The sequence below is a fragment of the Pelotomaculum isophthalicicum JI genome (assembly GCF_029478095.1).
In the GTDB taxonomy this organism is placed as follows: Bacteria; Bacillota; Desulfotomaculia; order Desulfotomaculales; family Pelotomaculaceae; genus Pelotomaculum_D; species Pelotomaculum_D isophthalicicum.
Map to the genome: position 1 here is coordinate 23,720 of NZ_JAKOAV010000007.1, position 22,015 is coordinate 45,734.

The 22,015-nt window shown below is 42.7% G+C and carries 19 protein-coding genes; 3 read left to right on the top strand and 16 right to left on the bottom strand.

Features of this window, described 5'->3' with window-relative positions; translation table 11 throughout:
* The first annotated feature begins 325 nt into the window (after positions 1–325).
* The gene (locus L7E55_RS05355; protein WP_277443040.1) at positions 326–1,642 is read left to right on the top strand and encodes a glucose-6-phosphate isomerase; all 1,317 of its coding nucleotides are present in this window, start codon (positions 326–328) and stop codon (positions 1,640–1,642) included.
* Positions 1,643–2,541: 899 nt separating this feature from the next.
* Here L7E55_RS05355 and L7E55_RS05360 read toward each other — a convergent pair.
* From L7E55_RS05360 to L7E55_RS05375, 4 genes are all read right to left on the bottom strand, one after another.
* Positions 2,542–3,075: a DUF3795 domain-containing protein gene (locus L7E55_RS05360; protein WP_277443041.1), complete on the bottom strand. Its 534-nt coding sequence runs from the start codon at positions 3,073–3,075 to the stop codon at positions 2,542–2,544.
* A complete protein-coding gene (locus tag L7E55_RS05365) occupies positions 3,072–3,566 on the bottom strand; it encodes a DUF3795 domain-containing protein (RefSeq protein ID WP_277443042.1) in 495 nt (164 codons plus the stop codon). Before L7E55_RS05365 ends, L7E55_RS05360 begins: the two co-directional genes overlap by 4 nt.
* Positions 3,567–3,644: 78 nt before the next feature.
* Complete coding sequence (locus tag L7E55_RS05370) at positions 3,645–4,427, bottom strand: RNA polymerase sigma factor (RefSeq protein WP_277443043.1); 783 nt, start codon at positions 4,425–4,427, stop codon at positions 3,645–3,647.
* A 190-nt stretch (positions 4,428–4,617) separates the two neighbouring features.
* Positions 4,618–5,232: a hypothetical protein gene (locus L7E55_RS05375; protein ID WP_277443044.1), complete on the bottom strand. Its 615-nt coding sequence runs from the start codon at positions 5,230–5,232 to the stop codon at positions 4,618–4,620.
* A 400-nt stretch (positions 5,233–5,632) separates the two neighbouring features.
* Here L7E55_RS05375 and L7E55_RS05380 point away from each other — a divergent pair, with 400 nt between their 5' ends.
* The gene (locus tag L7E55_RS05380; RefSeq protein ID WP_277443045.1) at positions 5,633–6,733 is read left to right on the top strand and encodes a sensor domain-containing diguanylate cyclase; all 1,101 of its coding nucleotides are present in this window, start codon (positions 5,633–5,635) and stop codon (positions 6,731–6,733) included.
* A gap of 211 nt (positions 6,734–6,944) precedes the next feature.
* Here the strand turns inward: L7E55_RS05380 and L7E55_RS05385 are convergent, their stop codons facing one another.
* The 12 genes from L7E55_RS05385 to L7E55_RS05440 all read right to left on the bottom strand — a co-directional run bounded on the left by L7E55_RS05385 (position 6,945) and on the right by L7E55_RS05440 (position 19,139).
* Entirely contained in the window at positions 6,945–8,516 is a 1,572-nt protein-coding gene (locus L7E55_RS05385) for a class I adenylate-forming enzyme family protein (RefSeq protein WP_277443046.1), read from the bottom strand.
* 75 nt (positions 8,517–8,591) lie between these two features.
* The gene (locus L7E55_RS05390; RefSeq protein ID WP_277443047.1) at positions 8,592–9,899 is read right to left on the bottom strand and encodes a TRAP transporter large permease; all 1,308 of its coding nucleotides are present in this window, start codon (positions 9,897–9,899) and stop codon (positions 8,592–8,594) included.
* Positions 9,900–10,454 (bottom strand): TRAP transporter small permease, encoded by a 555-nt coding sequence (locus L7E55_RS05395; RefSeq protein WP_277443048.1) that lies wholly within the window; start codon positions 10,452–10,454, stop codon positions 9,900–9,902.
* A gap of 18 nt (positions 10,455–10,472) precedes the next feature.
* Positions 10,473–11,570: a TRAP transporter substrate-binding protein gene (locus tag L7E55_RS05400; protein WP_277443049.1), complete on the bottom strand. Its 1,098-nt coding sequence runs from the start codon at positions 11,568–11,570 to the stop codon at positions 10,473–10,475.
* 308 nt (positions 11,571–11,878) lie between these two features.
* On the bottom strand, positions 11,879–12,034 hold the full coding sequence (locus tag L7E55_RS05405; protein WP_277443050.1) for a hypothetical protein: 156 nt from the start codon (positions 12,032–12,034) through the stop codon (positions 11,879–11,881).
* 138 nt (positions 12,035–12,172) lie between these two features.
* Positions 12,173–12,889 (bottom strand): LytR/AlgR family response regulator transcription factor, encoded by a 717-nt coding sequence (locus tag L7E55_RS05410; RefSeq protein WP_277443051.1) that lies wholly within the window; start codon positions 12,887–12,889, stop codon positions 12,173–12,175.
* Positions 12,886–13,731: a sensor histidine kinase gene (locus tag L7E55_RS05415; protein WP_277443052.1), complete on the bottom strand. Its 846-nt coding sequence runs from the start codon at positions 13,729–13,731 to the stop codon at positions 12,886–12,888. The genes L7E55_RS05410 and L7E55_RS05415 overlap by 4 nt, the downstream gene beginning before the upstream one ends.
* An 88-nt stretch (positions 13,732–13,819) precedes the next feature.
* Positions 13,820–13,939 carry a cyclic lactone autoinducer peptide gene (locus L7E55_RS05420; protein WP_277443053.1) on the bottom strand — a complete coding sequence of 40 codons (120 nt, stop codon included), beginning with the start codon at positions 13,937–13,939 and terminating at the stop codon, positions 13,820–13,822.
* Between the two features lies 1 nt (position 13,940).
* The gene (locus L7E55_RS05425; RefSeq protein ID WP_277443054.1) at positions 13,941–14,552 is read right to left on the bottom strand and encodes an accessory gene regulator ArgB-like protein; all 612 of its coding nucleotides are present in this window, start codon (positions 14,550–14,552) and stop codon (positions 13,941–13,943) included.
* A gap of 227 nt (positions 14,553–14,779) precedes the next feature.
* Positions 14,780–15,256 (bottom strand): hypothetical protein, encoded by a 477-nt coding sequence (locus L7E55_RS05430; protein WP_277443055.1) that lies wholly within the window; start codon positions 15,254–15,256, stop codon positions 14,780–14,782.
* Positions 15,257–15,293: 37 nt separating this feature from the next.
* The gene (locus tag L7E55_RS05435) at positions 15,294–15,986 is read right to left on the bottom strand and encodes a hypothetical protein (RefSeq protein ID WP_277443056.1); all 693 of its coding nucleotides are present in this window, start codon (positions 15,984–15,986) and stop codon (positions 15,294–15,296) included.
* 108 nt (positions 15,987–16,094) lie between these two features.
* The gene (locus tag L7E55_RS05440; protein ID WP_277443057.1) at positions 16,095–19,139 is read right to left on the bottom strand and encodes a PAS domain S-box protein; all 3,045 of its coding nucleotides are present in this window, start codon (positions 19,137–19,139) and stop codon (positions 16,095–16,097) included.
* A gap of 319 nt (positions 19,140–19,458) precedes the next feature.
* On the opposite strand from L7E55_RS05440, the gene L7E55_RS05445 reads away from it, so the two are divergent.
* The gene (locus L7E55_RS05445; RefSeq protein WP_277443058.1) at positions 19,459–21,981 is read left to right on the top strand and encodes a CHASE4 domain-containing protein; all 2,523 of its coding nucleotides are present in this window, start codon (positions 19,459–19,461) and stop codon (positions 21,979–21,981) included.
* The last annotated feature ends 34 nt before the right edge of the window (positions 21,982–22,015 follow it).

Here is a 22,015-nt window from a genome sequence, read left to right on the forward strand (position 1 = left end):
GGGTAAAAGCACAAATTTCTTGACACTACCTGCAGACACCAAAGGCCACGACATAAAAACCTTTGGTGATACCACCGGCAATACGCGAAAACATAACCGCTAATGTCAACCGTTGGCGACAAGGGAGGGGATTCTTTTTGTGTAACTCCTGTTGTTGGAATAAATAGTATAATATGGATTTTTGTATCTCATATGATATAATAAGTAGGATGTTTATGTACAGGAAGCAAGGGCAGGGTTTAAGGGTATTCTAAGTATTAGGTTGAAGAGCCGGGTATGGGTCTGGAGAAAATGTAAAAATGCTTTGGAATGGGTGGCGACAAAGATGCGGGATATAACTCTGGATTATTCAAATGTGTTGGACTTTATCAGTCAGCTGGAAATGGCACGATTGGAAGAAACGGTAAATCTATATCATCGAATGCTTCATAACGGAACTGGAGCAGGCAGCGATTTTTTGGGATGGCTGGACCTACCCAACAGCTATGATCAGGAAGAGTTTGAAAGGGTTAAAGCTGCTGCGGAGGATATAAGAAAGAAAGCTGGAGTTTTTTTAGTCGTGGGGATAGGGGGATCCTACCTTGGAGCCAGGGCCGCTATCGAAATGTTAGGCCACTGCTTCTATAATGAAGTGCCTGGAGATAAAAGAAGGGGCCCTAAAATATATTTTGTAGGTCAAAATGTCAGTTCCCTCTATATAAACAGTCTATTAGAAGTGATCGAGGGACAAGATATTTGTGTGAATGTTATCTCGAAGTCGGGGACAACTACGGAACCTGCCCTAGTGTTTAGGATACTAAAGGAATACATGGATAATAAATATGGTAGAGTTGAGGCCGGCAAAAGGATCTACGCCACCACGGATAAGAGTAAAGGCGCCCTGAGGTTACTATCGGAACAAGAAGGCTATGAGACTTTTGTAGTACCGGATAATATAGGTGGAAGGTATTCGGTGCTGACTTCCGTGGGGCTGCTGCCGATGGCTGTGGCCGGAATAGATTTAAATGAAGTGATGCGGGGGGCTCAGGTCGCGGCAAAGGATCTCGGTGTGAGCAGCTTAAATGACAATATGTGCTATCAGTATGCCGCCCTTAGAAACATTTTATATGATAAAGGCAAAACCATAGAGGTCCTGGTAAATTACGAGTCCAGCCTATTTTACCTGGGTGAGTGGTTTAAACAACTTTTTGGAGAGAGTGAAGGGAAGGATGGTAAAGGAATATTCCCTGCTTCTCTAAATTTCACCACAGACCTGCACTCAATGGGACAATACATACAGGACGGGAGAAGAAACTTGTTTGAAACCGTCATAAATATCGAAAGCTCCCATAATGATATCGTTATAAAGAAAATTAAAGGAGATATGGATGGACTAAACTATTTAGAAGGGAAAACTATTAGCTTTGTCAATAAGAAAGCAATGGAGGGGACTATAGCGGCCCATGTTGAGGGAGGAGTGCCCAACCTAATTATCAATGTTCCTGACATTGCGGCATATTACTTCGGGTATTTGGTATATTTCTTTGAAAAGGCCTGTGCAATGAGTGGGTACTTACTAGGAGTAAACCCCTTTAACCAACCCGGGGTGGAGGCCTACAAAAAGAACATGTTTAAGCTTTTAGGGAAGCCTAAAGGGGAATAGATAAATAGAAAAAGAATTTCCATATACACAAACTTATGGACCTGTTGGCAAAGTGTCCTTCTTTACCGCCTTACCATTTTGTTAATAAGTGGTAAGGTAGTAGTATTTGCCCTAATATATGGATGACTTCCTCGGAATGTTTATAATCATGATTTGTAAACCATATCATAAGTTTTTTTCTCCATAATTCCCTGCAAAACATTTATATATAATTTTACCAATATTGGAAAAACCTTCTCGCAATAAGAATTTTAATTTTGTTTACAAGGAATAAAACAGGGGGGTTGATAGTGCCGGTATAAGCTTATCCCGTCATAAAATAAGGAAAGAGGAACAGACAGACAGTATGTTTCTCTCTCCTTATTTTAAACTGACATATGTTAGTGCTCTAAGGAATTATCATTTGTGAGGGATATGAACTATTTGTCCGCGTCTGAGGTGCATGTGATCAATCCTTGGATTGTGACGTATAATTTCATTGACCGGTATATTGTACCGCCTCGACAGCACCCAGAGAGTTTCACCTTGGCTTATGGTATGGTGGTAATAGCCTGTATACGGATAATAGGGCTGAGCAGGGTATTCTTCTGATGGTTCTACTATTGTTGTTGTAGTTGGGATACAAATTACTTGACCAATCTGGAGGTTATTAGGATCAATGCCTGGATTTAGCGAAATAATAGCTGAAACACTAACACCGTACATTTGTGCCAATTTAGAGTAAGTGTCACCTGACCGGATAACATACTGTTGACTTCCCAAAGGACAGCTTGCCATTTTATCACCATCTTTTTATTGATTATATATAATATGCCAATAAGTGGTTAGGGGTGAATAAAGTGACAAGTTTATCGATGTCACGAAGGATGAGTCATTATCTGAGATATTTAAGCTTAAGCTTAAGCATTTATCTTAGCCAAATGTTGGGCGATTTTGTCCTTGTGCAGTTTAACATAATTGCAACTTGGGGTTTTGCCACATTTCCAGCAGGACATGTCATATGCGGAATTTATAGTATGACATTCAGGACATGAGTAATGTTCGATCATTTCCATATACCATTTTTCAAACCCCACTTCCTTGATGCGCTCCTGGGATTGCCAAATCTCTATTCGATGCGGCATTTGGGCCTGAAAAATTTTCAATTCAGCACAAGGATATTCCGCACATTCACCGCAGAAGTCTATCCCTTTTTCAGTCGCGCACTGTGCCATTTTACAATTTTCTTTACAGTAAAAACAACGTTTTTCCGACCGGCAGCCATGGCATTCTAATTCTCCAACCGGGCGTTGGAAACGTCCCGCAATTGTTTTTAGCCTTTCCGGATCTTCATTGGTTCCTATAAATGAGTTGCATGCGGGACAAAACAACCCGCAGACGGCTGCCAGCCGTTTGTCCGGCATAAGAAGGTTTCCCTTAGTTCTATTCATCATTTTAAACCTTCCTCTTTACTATTATCCAGATGATCCCTCCATTTTTCATCAGCGGAGGGAGCCAGTTGAGGTCCTCTGCCAATTGACATTTTGCCCTGGTAATATCTTTGTTTTATTTCGGAGGATTTATCAAGAAACTTTTCTAAGCCTTGATGTTGGATACAACATAGGTTAAAGATTTTGATATTATGAGGCAGGACGTCAGCCCGGTCTGCCGCCGGGTTTAATTTGGCGCAGGGGAATTCGGGACACTCGAAACAGAAGTCAATTTCATGCTTAGTCACACAGGTGTAGGTTTCGCACGGGCCGTCAATGGCCGGGCAGTGTCCTTTGACCGGGCGGCAGCCGGGACAGGGTAATCCTTCTCTTTTTATCCCTCTGGAAGCCAGATGCTCCAATAAAGCAGGGTCATCCTTGGCATTGTAGCAGGGGCATTCGCCGCAATTTGTCCCGCATGGTGCTACTAGTGTGATTTCCTCGGTTGTTTTCATGTGATCAACCTCCTGTTCTAAGTCTACTGGTTAGACTGTTTGGGGAGGTGAAAGGTTACAAAAATGTCTAATAAATATTTATGAAATAATTGCCCATTCTTTATTTTTGATGCCACGCCTGATTCTTTGCGCCAATAGTTCATCGGCTGTTTCCCGGTACAGGCTTTGATAGGTATGACGTAACGCACTCAATTTGACGATTTCTTTCTCGGCCTGTATTTTTATCTCCGGGCGTGGATTGACTAAAGCCTGTTTAGTTATCCAACCCCGCTGCAGGCCGAAACGGACCCACTGGCTGCAGTTGCAGGGATTTGTTTTTTTAATGAGTTGGCATCTATCTTCCAAGTAACCGGCGATTCTTTTTTTAGCCCGGTGCAGCGTTGTTTTGACTGAACTGACGGAGCATTCCAATATCTCCGCTATAAGCTTATATGGCAAGCCTACAGTAAACGCCAGGCATAAAACCTTACGTTGGTTGAGTGGAAGACATTCTGTCAGACAGTGCAGACATTTGAATCTTGCTTCACGGGCAAATAGCTCGGTTTCAGGGTCGTTGGCGGGGTTGGGGTCGATTATTTCCTCAATGGAATAGCCTAAATCCTCAATGAGTGTATACATTGGCAGTTTTGTCCTTTGTTTAAGGTAATCGTTGGCAACGTTCAGTGTTATCTGGTATATCCAAGTGTAAAAGGAGCTTTCTTCGCGAAAGCAGTGATAGAAACGAAAAGCCCGGAAAAAGGCTTCTTGCGTTATTTCTTCGGCGTCGTTTGTGTTGCCGGTGAGTCCAAGGGCTAATTTGAAAACTCTTGCCAGGTTGTCGCAATACAATTGATCGAAAAGTTCGTATTGTATATCAGCCATGATATAGCCTCACTTTTACCACCCCTAAAAGAATTGGATAAAAAGTGTTTAAGGTGTTCATGATTTGATGTTCCTGAAGTTTTCATTTTTTGACTTCTACACCGTAGTAAGTTTTTTAATCTTGCCTGTCAATTCGTTGATTGAAATAAAAAACCCCGCGAGCGTTATGGCTCACGGGCACTTGTTTGAATTACCGTTCTGTTATATTGCAGCTATATGCGAATTCAGGATTAGTCTGAATATAATAACCAGTTCTAACCTCTGCGGCCCAATTCTGTAATATTTCTCTCCATTGAACACTGTCAAAGAATGCGTCGATATCACCCGGCTGGGGATTATCAGGATCGGATTGCCATGTCAGAATAGTAAATGGCGCGATCCCAAAACTCCAGATTCCTTCCATTATGACACCCGATTGTATTATCAGCAGGAGCGGTAGTCCATACTGGTAAGCCATTGCCGGTTCAATTTGTGAAAAAGGTGAACCTATCCAAAAAACGTTGTTGGGAGGCGTTGGAATAGGAAATGCGCCGTTAGTTTCTGTGACCTCCACTTTTTCCAAGGCTAGGTTCGCAGCCACTAAACCATAGCTTGATAACATCATCCGGCGGATGTTCGTTAATATTGATTCAGGATATGCTTCAGTTCGTGGCAATGTGCGCGGGAAAAATAGCTCCCGCCTTATTTCTCTAATTAATCGAATTAGAAATCGGAGTTGATGATTGTTTAACCTGGTAATAGTTGGATGGCTTAAAAAAACGGGGACTCTAAATAACCGGTTGGTTATTTCGCCGGTCTCTTTCAAGGTGTTGCCGCATTGCTCAGTGAAGAGAGAAACGTATTAGCATCAATTGTTCCATCTGTCGAAGAAATGCTTGAAAGTATAGCGCCATAACAGGCATTCTATAAAACATGGATGGCCGTAGCTCACAAGTTGATAAGAACTACGGCTATTTTATTGCTTAGGGGCCGAACATGAACCGCGTTGTATACCTAGGTTGCCAAGGCGAATTGGTTCTCGATGACGATGCCATTACTATTATTGGGCGAAGGTCCTATAAATAGGACATAGGTCCTATGTCAATGCGGGACCATGTAAATTATAATCTATATTTAGGTAGTTTATAATTTATTATGGCATTTCAACGGCCTACTGTTCCAAATAATATTAATCCTTCTGACTACCGAAAGAAAGGACGGATATTATGGGAGATTACAAGGATGAATTGAAATATTTATTGGAACGGGAAAGAACGGCTAAAATTATCTGCGCTGAACTTAATAATTTTATGGACTTGAAATCAACTTTAATCACCATAATTGATCACGTTAAGAAGCTGACAGCGTGCGAGGCTATAGGCATTAGGCTGCATGATAACGGAGATTATCCGTATTATGTTTACAATGGTTTCCCGGATTCTTTTATCATGCAGGAAAACAGTCTGTGCGACAAGGATAAAGGTGAGGATTGTCACTCGGAGTGTATATGCGAGAAGATTATTAACGGCAAAGTTGATCGTTCGCAGCCTTTCTTTACGAAAGGCGGTAGCTTTTGGTCAAATAATACATCTGCTTTATTTGCCAATATGGATGAAAAGGAGCGCCGGGGTTTTAAAGAAAATTACTGCAATGCCAGCGGTTATGAATCCATGGCGCTAATTCCTCTAAAAGCCAGGGGGAAGCGGATTGGGCTTATTCAGCTGAACGATAAGAATACAGGCATGTTTACTATTGAGCTGATTGAATACTTGGAGATGATTGCTGAACAAGTTGGTTTGGCTGTGCAAAATAGTTTGGCATATGACAAATTAAGGGAATTATCAATTAAGGATACCCTAACAGGTCTTTATAATCGCCGGGGATTTTTTGAATTTATTAATAAAGAACTGTCCCGGGCACGCCGGGATGGAAGTACATTTGGCATCTTGTCGATGGATTTAGATAATTTTAAGGAAGTAAATGATCAATTCGGACACTTGGTTGGGGATCAGGTATTAAAAAGCTTTGCTGAAATACTTAGTTCAATAGTTAGAGATTATGACATGGCTTGTCGCCTTGGTGGAGATGAGTTTGTGGTGATTGTTAACACCACCCTGAAAGGCCTGGATTTTACGCAAAAACGAATACTGGTAAAAGTGATGGAGTGGATTTCTTCCGAAAAGATAACAAGCAACCTGGGAGTAAGTATCGGTAGTGTTCTATGGGAACCAGGCAGAACTGAGGATATTGATGCTCTGCTTAAAGTAGCCGATCAAGCTATGTATAAAGCTAAGATGTCCAAAAAATGTCCTAGAATTAACAACTAAATAGTATTTTGCGCAAGCTTACCCTGATGCTGGTTCCCAATAAGGGCATTATCTTTGAAACGGCGCAGACCTTTAAAATTGCCCAAAGGTCACTTATCCAAAGATAACAGAAAGCATAATTCCTCATATAATAAGAGAAGCCAGTCCATAAAATGTTGTGACTGGCTTCTTTTTTTATTACCGATATTAGTTTGAAATATTATTTCAAACATCAAATTTCAAGATTCAACACTTCGCGCTTGCCGCAATATTTCTCACGAAGTTTTGGCTTTTCAATCTTACCGGTCGGGTTCCGTGGAATCTTATCGAAAATAACCATGCGCGGCCTCTTATACCTGGGCAGCTCCATACAGAACTCAATAACCATCGCTTGGCTCAATTCCCTTCCAGATTTGACCTCCACGACGGCGACAGGTATTTCCCCCAGGCGGTTGTCCGGCATTCCTATTACAGCAACATCCTTAATATCATCATGAGCTTGCAGGAAATCTTCTATTTCCACAGGAAAGATATTCTCTCCGCCCGATATGACGACGTCTTTTTTCCGGTCCACCAGATAAATGAACCCGTCTTCATCCTGCTGCGCCATATCTCCGGTATAGAGCCAGCCATCTTTCAGTATATCACCGGTTGCTTCCGGGTTTTTATAATAACCTTTCATAACTCCCGGACCTCTGACAATCAATTCGCCAACCTTACCTTTAGAAACAGGACAACCATTGTCATCCACAATCATTGCCTCCCAGTTAAAGCCAGGCAGGCCGATCGCGCCAACCTTGTGAATGTTTTCAATGCCAAGGTGAACACAGCCTGGTCCGGTTGACTCGCTCAAACCATAATTGGTGTCGTACATTTGATCCGGGAAATATTTCTTCCATCTCTTGATCAGGCTTGGAGGCACAGGTTGGGCTCCAATGTGCATCAGCCGCCACTGTTCAAGGTGATAGTTTTTCAGGTCGACTTCCCCGCTTTCGATAGCGTCAAGGATATCCTGTGCCCAAGGCACAAGAAGCCACACAATCGTTGCCCTTTCTTCAGATATTGTTTCAAGAATCCACTGAGGTTTCACGCCACGCAGGATTACGGCCTTTGAACCAACGATAAGGTTGCCGAACCAGTGCATTTTAGCCCCGGTATGATACAGTGGGGGTATACAGACAAAATTATCCTGATGGGTTTGAAGATGATGGCGGTTTTCCGTAATGCAGGCGGAGACCAGATTATCATGTGTCAGAAGGATCGGTTTGGGATTCCCGGTAGTGCCCGACGTGAAATAAATAGCAGCCATATCGTAGTCAAAAAATGTAACGGCAGGAGCGTCAGCGGGATATTGCCTCAAAAGCTCATCATAACTTTCAGCTTTACCAGGGCAGTTTTCACCTACAAAAACCAATTTTTCAACGCGGCGAATCTGCTCGCTGATCTCGTCAATTCTTTCCCGGAACTCGGGCCCGTAGACAAGCGCTTTTGCCTCTGCGACACCGATACATTTTCTGATTTCTTCCGCAGTAAAACGGAAGTTCAGAGGAACGGCCAGTGCCCCGGTTTTCAAAATGCCAAAATAAACAGGCAACCACTCCAGGCAGTTCATCATTAGTAAAACTACTTTGTCGCCTTTTCCCACACCGCATGCCAGCAGAGCATTTGCAAACTGGTTGGACAAACACTCAAACTCCTGCCACGTTATTTCTCTTCTCCCGCCAGTGGCCGGCTCACGCTCTATTAACGCAGTTTCATCCGGATACATCCGTGCGTTGCGGGAAAGCATCTCAGTTATCGGCATAAATCGAACCCCCTATAATACGAAAGAACATGCCTCTAATATGCCCAAAGGTCTCCGTAGGCGAATTTGTCCGCGCTAAGATATCAAACCGGGTAGAAAAGTGGCAAGCTGCGGGAAGGCCATCATAATGGCCAAACATACAATAATCGCCCACAGGAAAGGCCATATACCTTTAAAAATTACTTCAAGCGGTATATCGGGAGCGATCCCTTTGATAATATAGACGTTCATGCCCACCGGCGGCGTAATCACGCCCATGGCCACGGTTAAAACAATTATCACCCCGAACCAGATCGGGTCGTAGCCCAGCGTGTTAACAGCTATCGGGTAAAATATCGGTATGGTCAGTAAAATCATTGCCAGCGCATCGATGAAACAGCCGAGGATTAAATATATGAGCAGTATTACCGCCATCACGGCATATGGAGGCAACGGCAGGTTGCCGGCTAACTGGGCGAGTTCAAAAGGAACTCTGCTGATAGCCATGAGGCGGCCGAAAATCATTGCACCGGCGATAAGCAGCATGATCATGGCGGTGGTCCGGGTGGCATCCAGCAGGGATTTATTGAAACCTTCCCAGCTTATGCTTCTTTTTAAGAGAGCCACCCCTAATACGCCTGCCGCGCCGACGGCCCCTGCTTCCGTAGGGGTAAACCAACCGACAAACAAACCGCCCATGGAGATAGCAAAGATAACTAGAACTTCCCCAAGTCCCCCGCGGAGCGCTGTAAACCTTTCTTGCCAGTCCGCTCGTTCCCCGGGGGGTCCCAGTTCTTTTTTACGGGAGGTAATAATGTATATGGCGGCCATATAAAGCAGCATCAGGATAATTCCCGGTATGATGCCGGCGATAAAGAGCTTGCCTACCGACTGCTCCGTGGCGATACCGTAAACGATAAAGATCACGCTGGGCGGGATCAGGACTCCCAGGACCCCGCCGGCGGCGACACTGGCGGTAGCCAGTGAGACGTCATATTTATACTTATTCATTTCCGGCAGGGCGATAGCCCCGATAGTTGCCGCCGTGGCCGTGTTGGACCCACAGATGGCTCCAAATACGGCGCACGCGGCTTGAGTGGCTATAGCCAGTCCACCGGGGTAGTGCCCGATTAATTTGTAAGCGAAAACGTACAGCCTGGTGCCGATGCCGGAATAAAAGGCGAGAAACCCCATCCAGACAAACATAGCGATAACACCCAACGAGTATGAAGAAAAGTTGGAAAAAATCTCATTTGTCACCATGCTGAATGCCGCTGCCGGTGAGGTCAGATAGGCAAAACCGGCAAACCCGACCAAAGCCATCGCGAAGGCGATAGGCATCCGCAGCGTCAACAAGATTAAAAAAACTATAATACTGATTAAACCAACGCTGATTGGACTCATTTAATGAGTTACCGCCTTCTGTATGGACTCTACCGCTCCGACATTTGGCGCCGGCATGGAAATATCAGACAAGGAAAACGCTTTCTTTAAAGATTCTATTGTTTTAACCAGCAGCACTAGGGTAAGCGCCAGCAGGCCGATGGCCACCAGATAAATGAATGGCGCAATCGGGGTTTGAGTAGTCGGGGAAACTGTGCCGTTCGCCGTCATCTTTTGGGCATACTTGCAAGTTTGCCAGACACAGGCGGCCCAGAAAGACGAAGCCAGGACATTCATTATTGTGTCAATGACCGCCTGTACTTTCAGCGGCAACCGTTCGACAACAAAGTCGACCGCTATATGACCGTTTTGCACCGCGCAATAGGCTAAAGTCAGGCCGATCATCACTGCCGTGGTATAAATCACGTATTCATAGGTCCCCAATATGGGATGTTTAAACAGCACGCGCAATAGAATATTGACCACGACCAGCGCCATGACTGACACCATGCAAAATCCCGCTATGTTGTTCAGTACCCGGCTCAGCCCGGTAACTAATCCCTCAAACTTTTTCATGTCGGGATACCTCCGGCTTTATTTGTATTCTTGATTGTATTTATCGGCAAGCGCCTTGACTGTGTCCATAATTTGTTGTCCTTGAAAACCCTTTTCATTCATTTTTTTCACAAAATTATCCTGCATGGGTTTTACCAGGTTTACCCACCGGCTCGTTTCCTGGTCTGAGAGCTTGATCTCTTTCATGCCTTTTTCATCAAAAGCGTATTTCAGCGCGGCCTCGTCCTGTTTATCCCATAAACTAATCGCTACTTCTTCAAAGTATTTTTTGCTGACATCTTCAATGATTTTCTGATTTTCCGGAGACAGCGAGTTCCACTTGTTGAGGTTCATTGTTACAAAGAACACGGTGTTGTAAAGAAACGGGGTTCTGGTTAGATATTGCGTTACTTCGGCGTGCTTCCAGCCCTTTAATACCTCGACGGTAGAAAGGTTGCCCTTGACAACTCCCTTCGATAAAGCTTCGTACGCGTCAGATTGAGGCATGGCCACCGGATTAGCTCCCAGTACTTTGAGAGTGTCGGCGCTCAGTCCTGTCGCTCTGATTTCGAGTCCCTGCAAATCTTCCAGGCTGCGTACCGGAACTTTTGTAAACAAGTCTCCTGGGCCGGTCGCAAAAGCCATTAACAGTTTGGTATCTTGAACTTCTTTAGGATTAAGCTGCTTTATTCCCTCCCAGGCAACCTTACTGGCCACTTTGGAATTGTTGTATGTGGTGCCGGGTAATTCGAATGCTTCAAGTACCGGGAAGCGGCCGCGGGTATATGAGAAGCACGAAAGACCAATGTCGGCGACCCCGCTAACCACGCCGTCATAAATACCGTCTGCTTTAAGCAGTGTTTCACCGGGATTGCTTTTAATTTTTACCTGTCCATTGGTGGCTTCATAAATAGCTTTCGCCCATGGCTGAATCAATTCAGTCTCAGCCGGGTGGGTGGCGGGAAAGAAATGCGCTAAATTAAGCTCAACAGTCCCTTGTTTTTTACCCTGCTCCGTTGAGGAACCGGAAGAACAACCGGCCAAAGCGAAAACCAATAGCAGCACTAATAAGATTGATACCCTTTTGTCCACTCTTGAAAACACACTCCCGCCTCTGTGAAACGACAACCTCTTCAACAAACGCAACCTCCTTTTAATCTTTTGCAAATAAAAAAACTCCCGTAGGAGTTTTATTCAAAGAAAAGCAGATTATCTTTTTATTCCACAGTGGAATATTTACCCTTAACCAGGTAATCGCATCTACTTACCTGCCGTCCTACTGTTCTACTTTTTTCAATTTTGATAAATTATATTTCTACATACCCATCATATTTCCTGCCGGCGGGAAAATTTTTTATAATTATTTTTATTAATAGGCAAGTGGAAACATGACAGACGCAAAATAAAGGCGGCGCTCACGAAAAACACGCAGCGCCATGTCAATCTTAGTTCGTTTGATCTTTTAGAGTTAAACTACCGACCGCTCTCGCTATCTCAAGAAGACGCTTTATTAGAACGTCTTTAACCTTGGGGTCTTCTTCTCTCTCATAAAGATCGCTGTAAATATTAAATTCATTTGTCAATTCATCAAGGTTACTCATTGCTATCACCGGATTTCATATAATATTCACAACTACCGTTAATAAGGTTAGCACTAATATGAAATTCCGGCAATAGCTTTGCCGTGAAAACCGTGTTAGAGGGATTGACGCCCATTTTGTCGAATTTTCAGGAATAAATTACCGTGAAATCAGCTCCAATTCGCGGGCCGTTTCTTTTCCAATGAAAGCTTCGCACGCGGATTTCTTGAATCTAACGATATAAGAGCTTTTGCTGAATAACGATACCTGGTCTATTTTGGTAATGTTAATAATGTATGACCTGTTGACTCTCGATAGCTTTTTTGAACCTTCGAGCTTTTTTTCTATCGAAGTCAACGATTCGGAGGTGTTTATTTTCTTGCTGTCGCAATGCACTATGGTATTCTTGGCGTTTTTCTCCCGCTCAAACATCACTATTTCGCTGGGACTGAGATAGTGTAAGATATTGCTTTTGTCTTTAATTTCAATCCGGTCATAAGATGTATACCTTGCTATTTTTAATAATACCCGTTCAACTTTTACCTTGTTAAAAGGCTTGTCGATATAGCCCAGGATGACCGCCTTTCTTTCCCATGCTTCCGACTTGAATTCGTTATGTGCCGAGATATATATAATCATAGCCGCCGGGAAACGTTCAGAAATTTTATCAGCGAGTATTAGACCATTTATGTCCTTCCTGTTAAAATCAATATCAAGAAAAATTACGTCTGGATGTTTTTCTGTTACCATAGGGAAAATTTGATCAGGGTCGGTAACTTCGCCGATGATCTCGATATTGGAATGTAATTCGGCAAGTATCTTTTTTAGATGCCGCATCGCAACAGGTTCATCATCCGCAATTATTGCTCGGATCATGTTCTTTCACCCCCGCCAACTATTTTTAATTTTAACATAAAAGTCGGCTTTTCCCTATCCAGAACAAGTAAATTGCAATCGTCGTATTGCGATAATATTTCTTTGATGATTAACAAACCCAACCCTCTGTCTTTTCCTTTGCTGCTTTTCCCTTGAAATAATTCTTTTTGCCAATCGTCTGGATTATCTCCGTGGATGATCTCAATTGGTTTGCCGTCGTTGGAAACTTTTAAGTAAAAGTAATTTTTATCGGTTTCGGTTTCAACATAGACGCAGCCATTTTTTTCGCAATTGTCCAGCGCGTTGTTTAAAAGATTTGACAAGACTGTCACCGTGTGTGTTGAAGATAAAGGAAATTTCGAAAAGTCGTCAAGCCCGTATAATTCAAAACGGACCTCTTTTGCCTCAGCCTTCATGGCAAAAGCAGATAAAACGATTCCTATTTGGGGTTTGTTGCTCTTATAAACCAGAGATTTATTTTTCACCGACGCTTCAATTGATTTTAGATAATTGATAGCCTCTTCTATTTCATCACAATCGATTAAACCGTATATTACTTGCAGATGCGCAAAAAAGTCATGCCTTTGCTTTCGTAAACTTATATTAAAGTCCTCTATTTTTTCGATGATTTCTTTTTGACTGTCATATTTTAGATATAAGTATATCATTATAAAAGTTATTAATGGATAAAGTAAACTTAAAACAATTATTAGTGTTAATAAAAAATGCTCAGTCAAATTCTCGTAAGACAATATGATTGTAATAAAAAAAGTAGCTTGAATTAGGATAAAAAATAATCCATAGATATAGTTTTTGTTTGTTATAATATTACTTAATTTCATGATACCATTTGCCTTGAAAACATATATACAAAAGATCACTCCCCAAAGGAGGAGTGTGAAAAAAGACACATTGAATTATAGTTTGTATTTATTTAAGTTCATCTGGTAATTCTGGCTGAAAGCCCATCCCTATGCTAGTAGGATGGAAACCTACGAAAAATGCAATTAATGAAAGAACGGTAATTAAACTAAAGATATATTTCTTCATTCTAATTCACCTCCTTAGCTTTTAGTTTTAATAGATTAATATACTCATAAATTCTAATCCAATCAATTAAGGTTAACACTTGAATATATATACCTAGAATAATCGAATTCTTGATATCATTCTCAACAACATTGCTAGAAATATATAATAATAAAAATAGTATTACTATTGATATTAATTTCACGATATATCTTTTTTGTTTGGTCTTGATGGGCTTTTCAGGTGGATCGACAGGTGCCCTTAACATAATAATAAGAAGTGATGCGAAATTCAAGGCATAGTACAAATAATTGTTAATTATTAAAACTTTGGCTAAAAAACCAATAGATACACATGCGGTAGCCGAAACAATTAAACATCCAATAAATGTCTTGCAATGTATACCACCAGAAGCATACCTTAAAGATGCAATAGTAAACATAGTAATTAATGACTGTTTCAACACTCCGAACACCAAAAACAGAATTATAAAAACAACAAATTTTATAATTGCTCCTAGTATTACTTCAAGACCATAACTTATTTGGGCTCTTTTTACATTGTCATGGTTTAATTCTCGAGCGATAATATTACTTAAGGTCACTGCCATTGAGTGTACGGAAATTGAATGCATTATTATTCACCTCCTCATTATTATTAAATTCATCTACTTTATCTTTTGAATACCAAAAATATTTGAGGAATACGATAGATAAGAGTAAATATATTAGATTAAATATTTTTATAATAAGGGAGTATTTATTTATATAATCAAAATGTTGATTAAGGATTACCAGAAAAGTTCCTTGAAAAAGAATAATTATAGTTATAATTAAGTGCGTACTTATCTTGCGTTTATTATTAAACATCGCCCACCCTACTTCCCTTGATTAAGGACCATTTTTTAAGGTATATAAACCATGTGCCTAAACCAAATATGGTTAAGTGAGGATAAAAATATATAATCCGCTTTAAATTATCTTGCAACATTTCTACTGCAGTTATGTGTTTTAGATTTAATATCGCCTGCAATATGAAAGTTTCCAATAATAATAGCACTATTACGCTAAGCAGTGAGGAAACTAACGCTTTCCACCATTTCAGACCAAGAAATTTCCAAAAAAACAGTAGTAATAATAGTACACCAATTATGCTATGAAGTCCAAAATATGGAACAAACCATCTCGCAAACATCATTGCAAAAGATGTTATAGTAGAAGCAATAACAATTTTATTAATGTTGATATATTCTCCGACAATAGCCATACCAAAACAGTACATTATTATTTCTTCTGGTATTGATTGAAATATCACTGCTACTAAAGGCATTTTATCCATTTACCCGGTCTCCTTTTAATTAGTTATAAAGCATTATTTATGTCTTGTCCCGGTTTTGTGCCTTCTTTTTGTCCATCACCACCATATATTCGTTTAAGAAAAAAACTGAAGAAATAAAAAATATTACACATAGCAACTTTATTGCAAATGAATATTTACCTAAATAATCAAGATGTTGATTTATTACGGCCAAAAAAACACCTTGAAATAAAATTATCAGTGTTACAAATAAATTAGCGCTATTATATTCATTTTCAACATTATTACTAACTCTTGTTCCTTTTATTAAAAATTTTTGTTTACTGTATAGAAACCAGGTTATTGAAGCGTATACAAATAAAGTTGGATAGCCAAGATAAATCCTTTTAAAAGTATCTTTCCATAGTTCTTCTAATGTGATATTTTGGGCATTTAATATAATTGGTGATATAATAGTTTCTAAAAATAACAATACTATTACACTAAATAGGGAAGCTATTATTGCTTTCCATGGTTTTATATTTAACAGCTTCCAAAATAATATAAAAAGAACTAAAATTCCGATTATGCTATGTAGGCCGAAAGGAACACAGGCTCTAAGTAACATTGATATGAAAGCCGTTATTATAGAAGAAATAAAGATTATTTTAAAGTTAATATACTCCCCCACTATGGTGACACCAAAGGAAAACAATATTATTTCCTCTGGTATTGAATAAAATATCACTGCTGAAAGAGGCATCTGGCCCATTGACACAAACCTCCTCTTTAGGCGATTATATAGCAACATTTACCGCTTGACAATACTTTATGAATATTCTAAAATATCTTTTTTTCAATTGCCGGAAGATGGCCGGCTCTATTGGTTATTGTTATGTAGCTGGATAAATTTCCCCACCAAATAAGGATCGAATTGTATACCGGCGCACTTCTTAAGTTCGGCCAAAGCCTCCCCATGGGGCATGGCTTTCCGGTAAGGACGGTCGCTGGTCATGGCGTCAAAAGCGTCGGCTATGGCGAGTATGCGGCATTCCAGCGGTATCTCTTCCCCTTTGAGCCCGAGCGGATAGCCGTGGCCGTTCCACCATTCGTGATGTTTAAGGATCCAGTCGGCTATGGGAAAAAGGTCGGGTGACAATATGGCGATGCGGTGGCCGATTTCACAGTGCTGCTGCATTTCGATAAATTCTTCTGATGTGAGGGAACCGGGCTTTAAGAGAATACTGTCCGGGATTCCGATCTTGCCGATGTCATGGAATTGCGCCAAGAGCCGCAGGTCGGTTATACTGCGTTCGGATAGATCGATAGCCGCGGCAAGGCCCGATACCAAGCCCTGGATGCGTTCGGCATGCTCCTCGGTAATAAAATCCCTGGCTTCCAGCGCTTTCATCAGGGTTTGCACTATGGCGCTGCGCGCGCTCTGGTTGCGGTGGAGTTTCACCCGGTACATTTTATTGTCCGCTTCCCTAAAAAGGTCGCTCATGCTTATTGAACCGTCATTTCTCGCGGCAAAACCGGCGGATATGCTTAACGGCAGTTCCGGTTTGACCGCATTGTGTCTTATGACACCTTCTTGAATTCTTTTGCAGGCGCTTTCCATTATTTTGATTTCGTTATTCGGCAATAGTACCGCGAATTCATCGCCCCCAATCCGGGCCACCATATCACTTTCGCGGAAAGAATCTTTAATGATGCCGGCTGCCGCTATGAGCAACAAGTCTCCGGTGTCGTGGCCAAGAGTGTCGTTGACAAGCTTAAGGCCGTCAACATCGCAAACGATTATGCCGGCTGAAATATTGCGCCCGTCTTCCAGCCTGCGCATTTCCTCTTCAAAATACGCGCGGTTGTGCAGGCCGGTTAGAGAATCATGCATGCCCAGGTACTTTAATCTATTCTCCAGTTGCCTTTGTTCGGTTATGTCGCGGATGGATTCGATAGCGCCGGCCAGGTTGCCTTCCCGATCAAACAGCGGCGCGGCGATTCCCCATAGGTAAGCGCCCTTTCCCCCGTACATTCTTTGCACAAAAGCTGAACCGTGCACGAAATGGCCCTCTTTTTTAAAGGAATCATATTGTACTGCCGTATTTCCATTATGCGTCTTGATAGCAAAGTCGATTAAAATTGGGCGAGGTTTCCCGTAAAAAGACACCGCATAGGCGGAATCCCCATTGCCCAGCATTTCTTCTTTCGGCGCCCCGGTCATCTTTTCGATAGCCCGGTTCCAGGCGATTACTTTCTTGTCATTGTCAATGACAAATGTGGCGTCCGGGAGAAATTCGATAATGTCCTGCAGCCGTTGGTTGGCTGACGCCAGGGCTCTCTCACTCGCTTGCAGCTTTTCGAACTGCTGCTTGAGCTCTTCTTCGATCGACAGCAACTCCTCGTTTATGGCGATCAGTTCTTCGTTGGCTGTTGCCAGCGCTGTATTGCTTTTCTTCAGTTCCACCTCGGCCAGCTTGCGCTCGGTGATGTCGGTAACCATTCCCAATGCGCCCGCGTAACTCTCATCATTATTAAATAGAGGGCTCACGGACATGATTACGTGTAATTCCGTGCCGTCCTTGCGGCGGTACTGGTAATCGTATTGCCTGTAAAAAACCTTCTTTATTTTTTGCATCGAACTTGTGTCGGTTATAGAATCAATAGAACGGTATTCCTCGTACATGAACGCCGACAGCGGCTGGCCGACCATTTCTTCCACAGTGTAGCCGAGCATTTCGGCCATCCTTTTATTCGCAAAGGTTGTCTTGCCTGCGGCGTCAATGACCCATATGCCTTCGTAAGCGGTTTCAACTATCTGCCGGTATCGCTTCTCGCTTTCTTGCAGCGCTTCCTCCGCGTGTTTGCGGGCGGTGATGTCACGGATTATTGCCTGGAGCATCCGCTCATTATTTATTCTAAATTTGCTAAGGCTGACTTCTGTCATGAATGTGGCGCCGTCTTGCCGGCAGTGCTGGAATTCAAAAAACTGTTGTTTGCCTCTCAGAACAGCTTTAATTTTCCCGATCGCTTTGATCCTTGATTTAGTGCCGCACGGCTGAGTACTGGGAGCATAGTCGAAGGGGTTCTTGCCGATTATTTCATCCCTCCGGCAACCGAACACGTTCAGCGCTTTGGGGTTGCAATCTATAATAATACCTTTCTTGATCAGAAAAATTGCGTCGTTAGCCTGCTCATACAAGACCCTGTATTTTTTTTCACTCTCCCGCAGCGCCTCCTCGACCAGCTTGCGCTCGGTTATTTCCCGCTGCTTATTGTTTCCTTGCTCCAGACTTTCAAGTAAATTATCTACTTCATTGTCTTTACGCTTTGGATCCAAATATTCTTCAGGAGGGACGTAGTAAGAGTTACGGTGGACCCGGCTGCCTTTAACCAGAAAGGGATGGGTCTTGAGAGCTTCTATGATAATCTCCGGCGCGAATTTATTCCGGTTGTACTGGCAAAGGGCAACGCAAGGGTACTCAGAAAAGAAGTCCCGGTTTAGTCTAGCTTCTTGTTCTAAAAGATTTTCAAAGCCCAGACGACTCTTTGGTATGATCATTTCTCCGGTAACGCGTAGAAGCGGGTAACCTTCAGCTATAGCTTTCTTAGTCTCATTAATTAGTAAATTAATGATCCCGGCGGCGGGATCATTAAGGCTTTCTCTAATGAAAAAGTCGAGTTGTCCGGATCTTTCGGCAGCGGCAACGTCAACTTTTTCTTCAAGCAAGTATTGGCGAACTTGACCGGCGGTACTTGGGTCATCTGTAATGTAGAGGCACTTTTCTCCTTGGAACAACCCCATGCTTAGAAAAGGAATAACGGCAGCCCGCCATTCTTCCGGTGTTTTATATATCAGGCAATTATGAGCGTGAGGTTTGATATGACAAAGCGGTTTTTTTATATCGGCAGGGTTGAAGAACAAGTGAGTACCTCCCGGTCATTGAGTTTGTGTTTTTGTTATTTTAACAATATCTACATATTTCGGCAAGCATATACCTATAATTCATATAGTTGTCATTATTAAACATTGTAACCGTAACATTATGTTATGGCGTATTCTTACGTTTTTGGCTTTTGTTAGAGGAAAAACAGGCTTCATTGTCGAAGACGATCTTTGATTAAAAGATAAATACTCTTCCTGCCGTAAAAAACAATCATAAATTTCAAGCAATTCTGGCGTAAGATAACAATATTAGTTGTATTTTGGGCAGAATTTCTGATTTCCCGGAGAGGGTAAATATATGTCCCTGCGTAAAAAGGCTTTGATGATTATCAGTATAACGGTCACTGTTTTGGTAATTCTGTTGTACACTGTAACGAAGAGTATCCTACTGGGAAGTTTTAACGAACTTGAGCAGCGCAGTGGCCGGCGGGACGTACAGCGAATCCTAAACGCGCTATCCGACAACATCATCGCATTAAACAGGGAAGCGGGCGACTGGGCCGCCTGGGATGAAACATATCGCTTTATAGATGACAATGACGAGAACTATGTTAAGACTAACCTTCCAGATGAAACCTTCACCGAGCTTAATATTAATTTTATTTCATTTATTAACACACAAGGCCGGGTTGTTTTCAGCAAAGCGTTTGATTTGGATGAAAAGAAAGAAATTCCAGTCCCGAGCGGTCTGCTTGAATACCTTTCTGTCGATAATCCCCTCTTGCGCCACAACAACGAAGAAAGCAAGGTGCGTGGGGTTATTGTTTTGCCCGAAGGCCCCGCGCTGGTCGCGTCCCGTCCGATTCTGACCAGTGATCGGCAAGGTCCGGTCAAAGGCGCGCTGATTATGGGAATCTATTTAAATAACACAGTGATAAGGAGCCTGGCGGACATAACGGGTTTAAACCTCGATGTGGACGAGTTCGGCGACGAAGACGCGCCGCCTGATTTTCAAAAGGCGGGTTCCATTTTATCTGAAGACGCGCCGGTTTATATCCAGCCGTTGGATGCGGAGACAATTGCGGGATATGCCCTTGTTCAAGATGTATACGAAAACCCGGGTTTGATTTTAAGAGTGTCTATTCCCAGAGAAATCTATAAGCAAGGCCAAGCCAGCGTTCGCTACTTTATTGGTTCAATGCTGGCGGTTGGTCTGGCGCTCACGGTAATGTCCTTGCTGCTATTGGAGAAAACGATATTGTCAAGGTTAGCCGGACTTAGCGACAGCGTGGTAAACATCGGCGCTAAAAGCAACCCCGCCGGCCGCGTGTTAGTAAGCGGGAACGACGAGTTGACAATATTGGCGAGTGAAATTAACAAGATGCTGGAATCGCTGGAATCTTCCAGGCATAAGTTGAGTGAAAGTGAAGAAAAATACCGTACCATGGTCGATGACGTCCTGGACAGCTCCGCGGTCGGCATTCTTATCCTTGATCGAGAGCACAAGATCGTTTGGCTGAACCGGGCTTTGCAAAGCTTCATGGGGCTTGGCAAAGATGAAGTTGTCGGTAAGGACATACGGATACTTATTGATCAAAAGATCAAGTACATTTTTGAGGACCGGGAAGCGTTTGTGCAAAGATTGCTTTCAGCTTACGCTGACAACAAATATGTGGAGAGCCTTGAATGCCATGTCCTTCCCGTAGGTGAACTTCAGGAGCGCTGGCTGGAGCATTGGAGTCAACCCGTTCAGTTGGGTTTGTACACCGGCGGGCGGATCGAACATTACTTTGATGTCACCGAACGCAAGCGAATGGACGAACAGCTTAAATACTTGAGCTTGCATGATCCGCTAACCGGCCTGCATAATCGCGCCTACTTTAACGAGGAAATGCGGCGTTTGGAGGAAGATCGGCATTTGCCGCTGGGTGTGATTGTCTGTGATCTGGACGGACTAAAACTGATTAACGATACCATGGGCCACGATGCCGGCAACGACATGCTTGTGACGGCGGCAAATATTTTAAAAAATTGCTTTAGTAAAGGTGATATGGTGGCTCGTATCGGCGGGGATGAATATGTGGTTTTGCTTCCCCGTACCGACCGGCTAAATTTGGAGAAAGCCTGCCAGAGAATACGGGAATCCATTAAGAATTATAACTTCGTCAATCCCGAAATCCCTTTAAGCATGTCTATTGGTTTTGCCATAGGTGAGAAAAGCGCGCAAAAGCCCGCTGAATTATTTAGAGAAGCGGACATCAATATGTACCGGGAAAAGCTCAGCCACACCCAAAGTACCCGCAGCATCATTGTGCAGGCGCTGAAGAAGATGCTCGAAGCAAGGGATTTCGCGACAGAGGGGCACTCGGAGCGCATGCAGGACTTGGTGGCGCAATTGGCCGTAGTTTCCGGTATTCCTGAATATAAATTAAATGACTTGCGCCTCGTTGCGCTCTTTCACGATCTTGGCAAAATCGGTGTCCCGGACCGGATCCTTTTTAAATCAGGTTCTTTAAATAAAGAAGAATATGTTGAAATCAAAAAGCACTGTGAAATTGGCTTTCAAATCGCCAATTCAGTACCGGATTTGGTCCCGATTGCTGATTGGATTCTTAAGCATCATGAGTCGTTCGATGGAAAAGGCTACCCTTTAGGTCTGAAAGGTAAAAATATCCCTTTGGAATGCCGTATTTTATCCATTGTAGACGCTTACGACGCGATGACAAGCGACCGTCCTTACCGGAAAGCGATGATGCACAAGGAAGCTGTTGATGAATTGAAAAGATGTTCCGGTACACAGTTTGATCCGCTTTTAGTGCAAAAGTTCACGCGGATGTTGGATGAAAGGTTAATAACTCGTCAAAGTCGAGGACCAAAATAAAACACTCTCAGAACTGAGTGCCGCCGCATAAAAA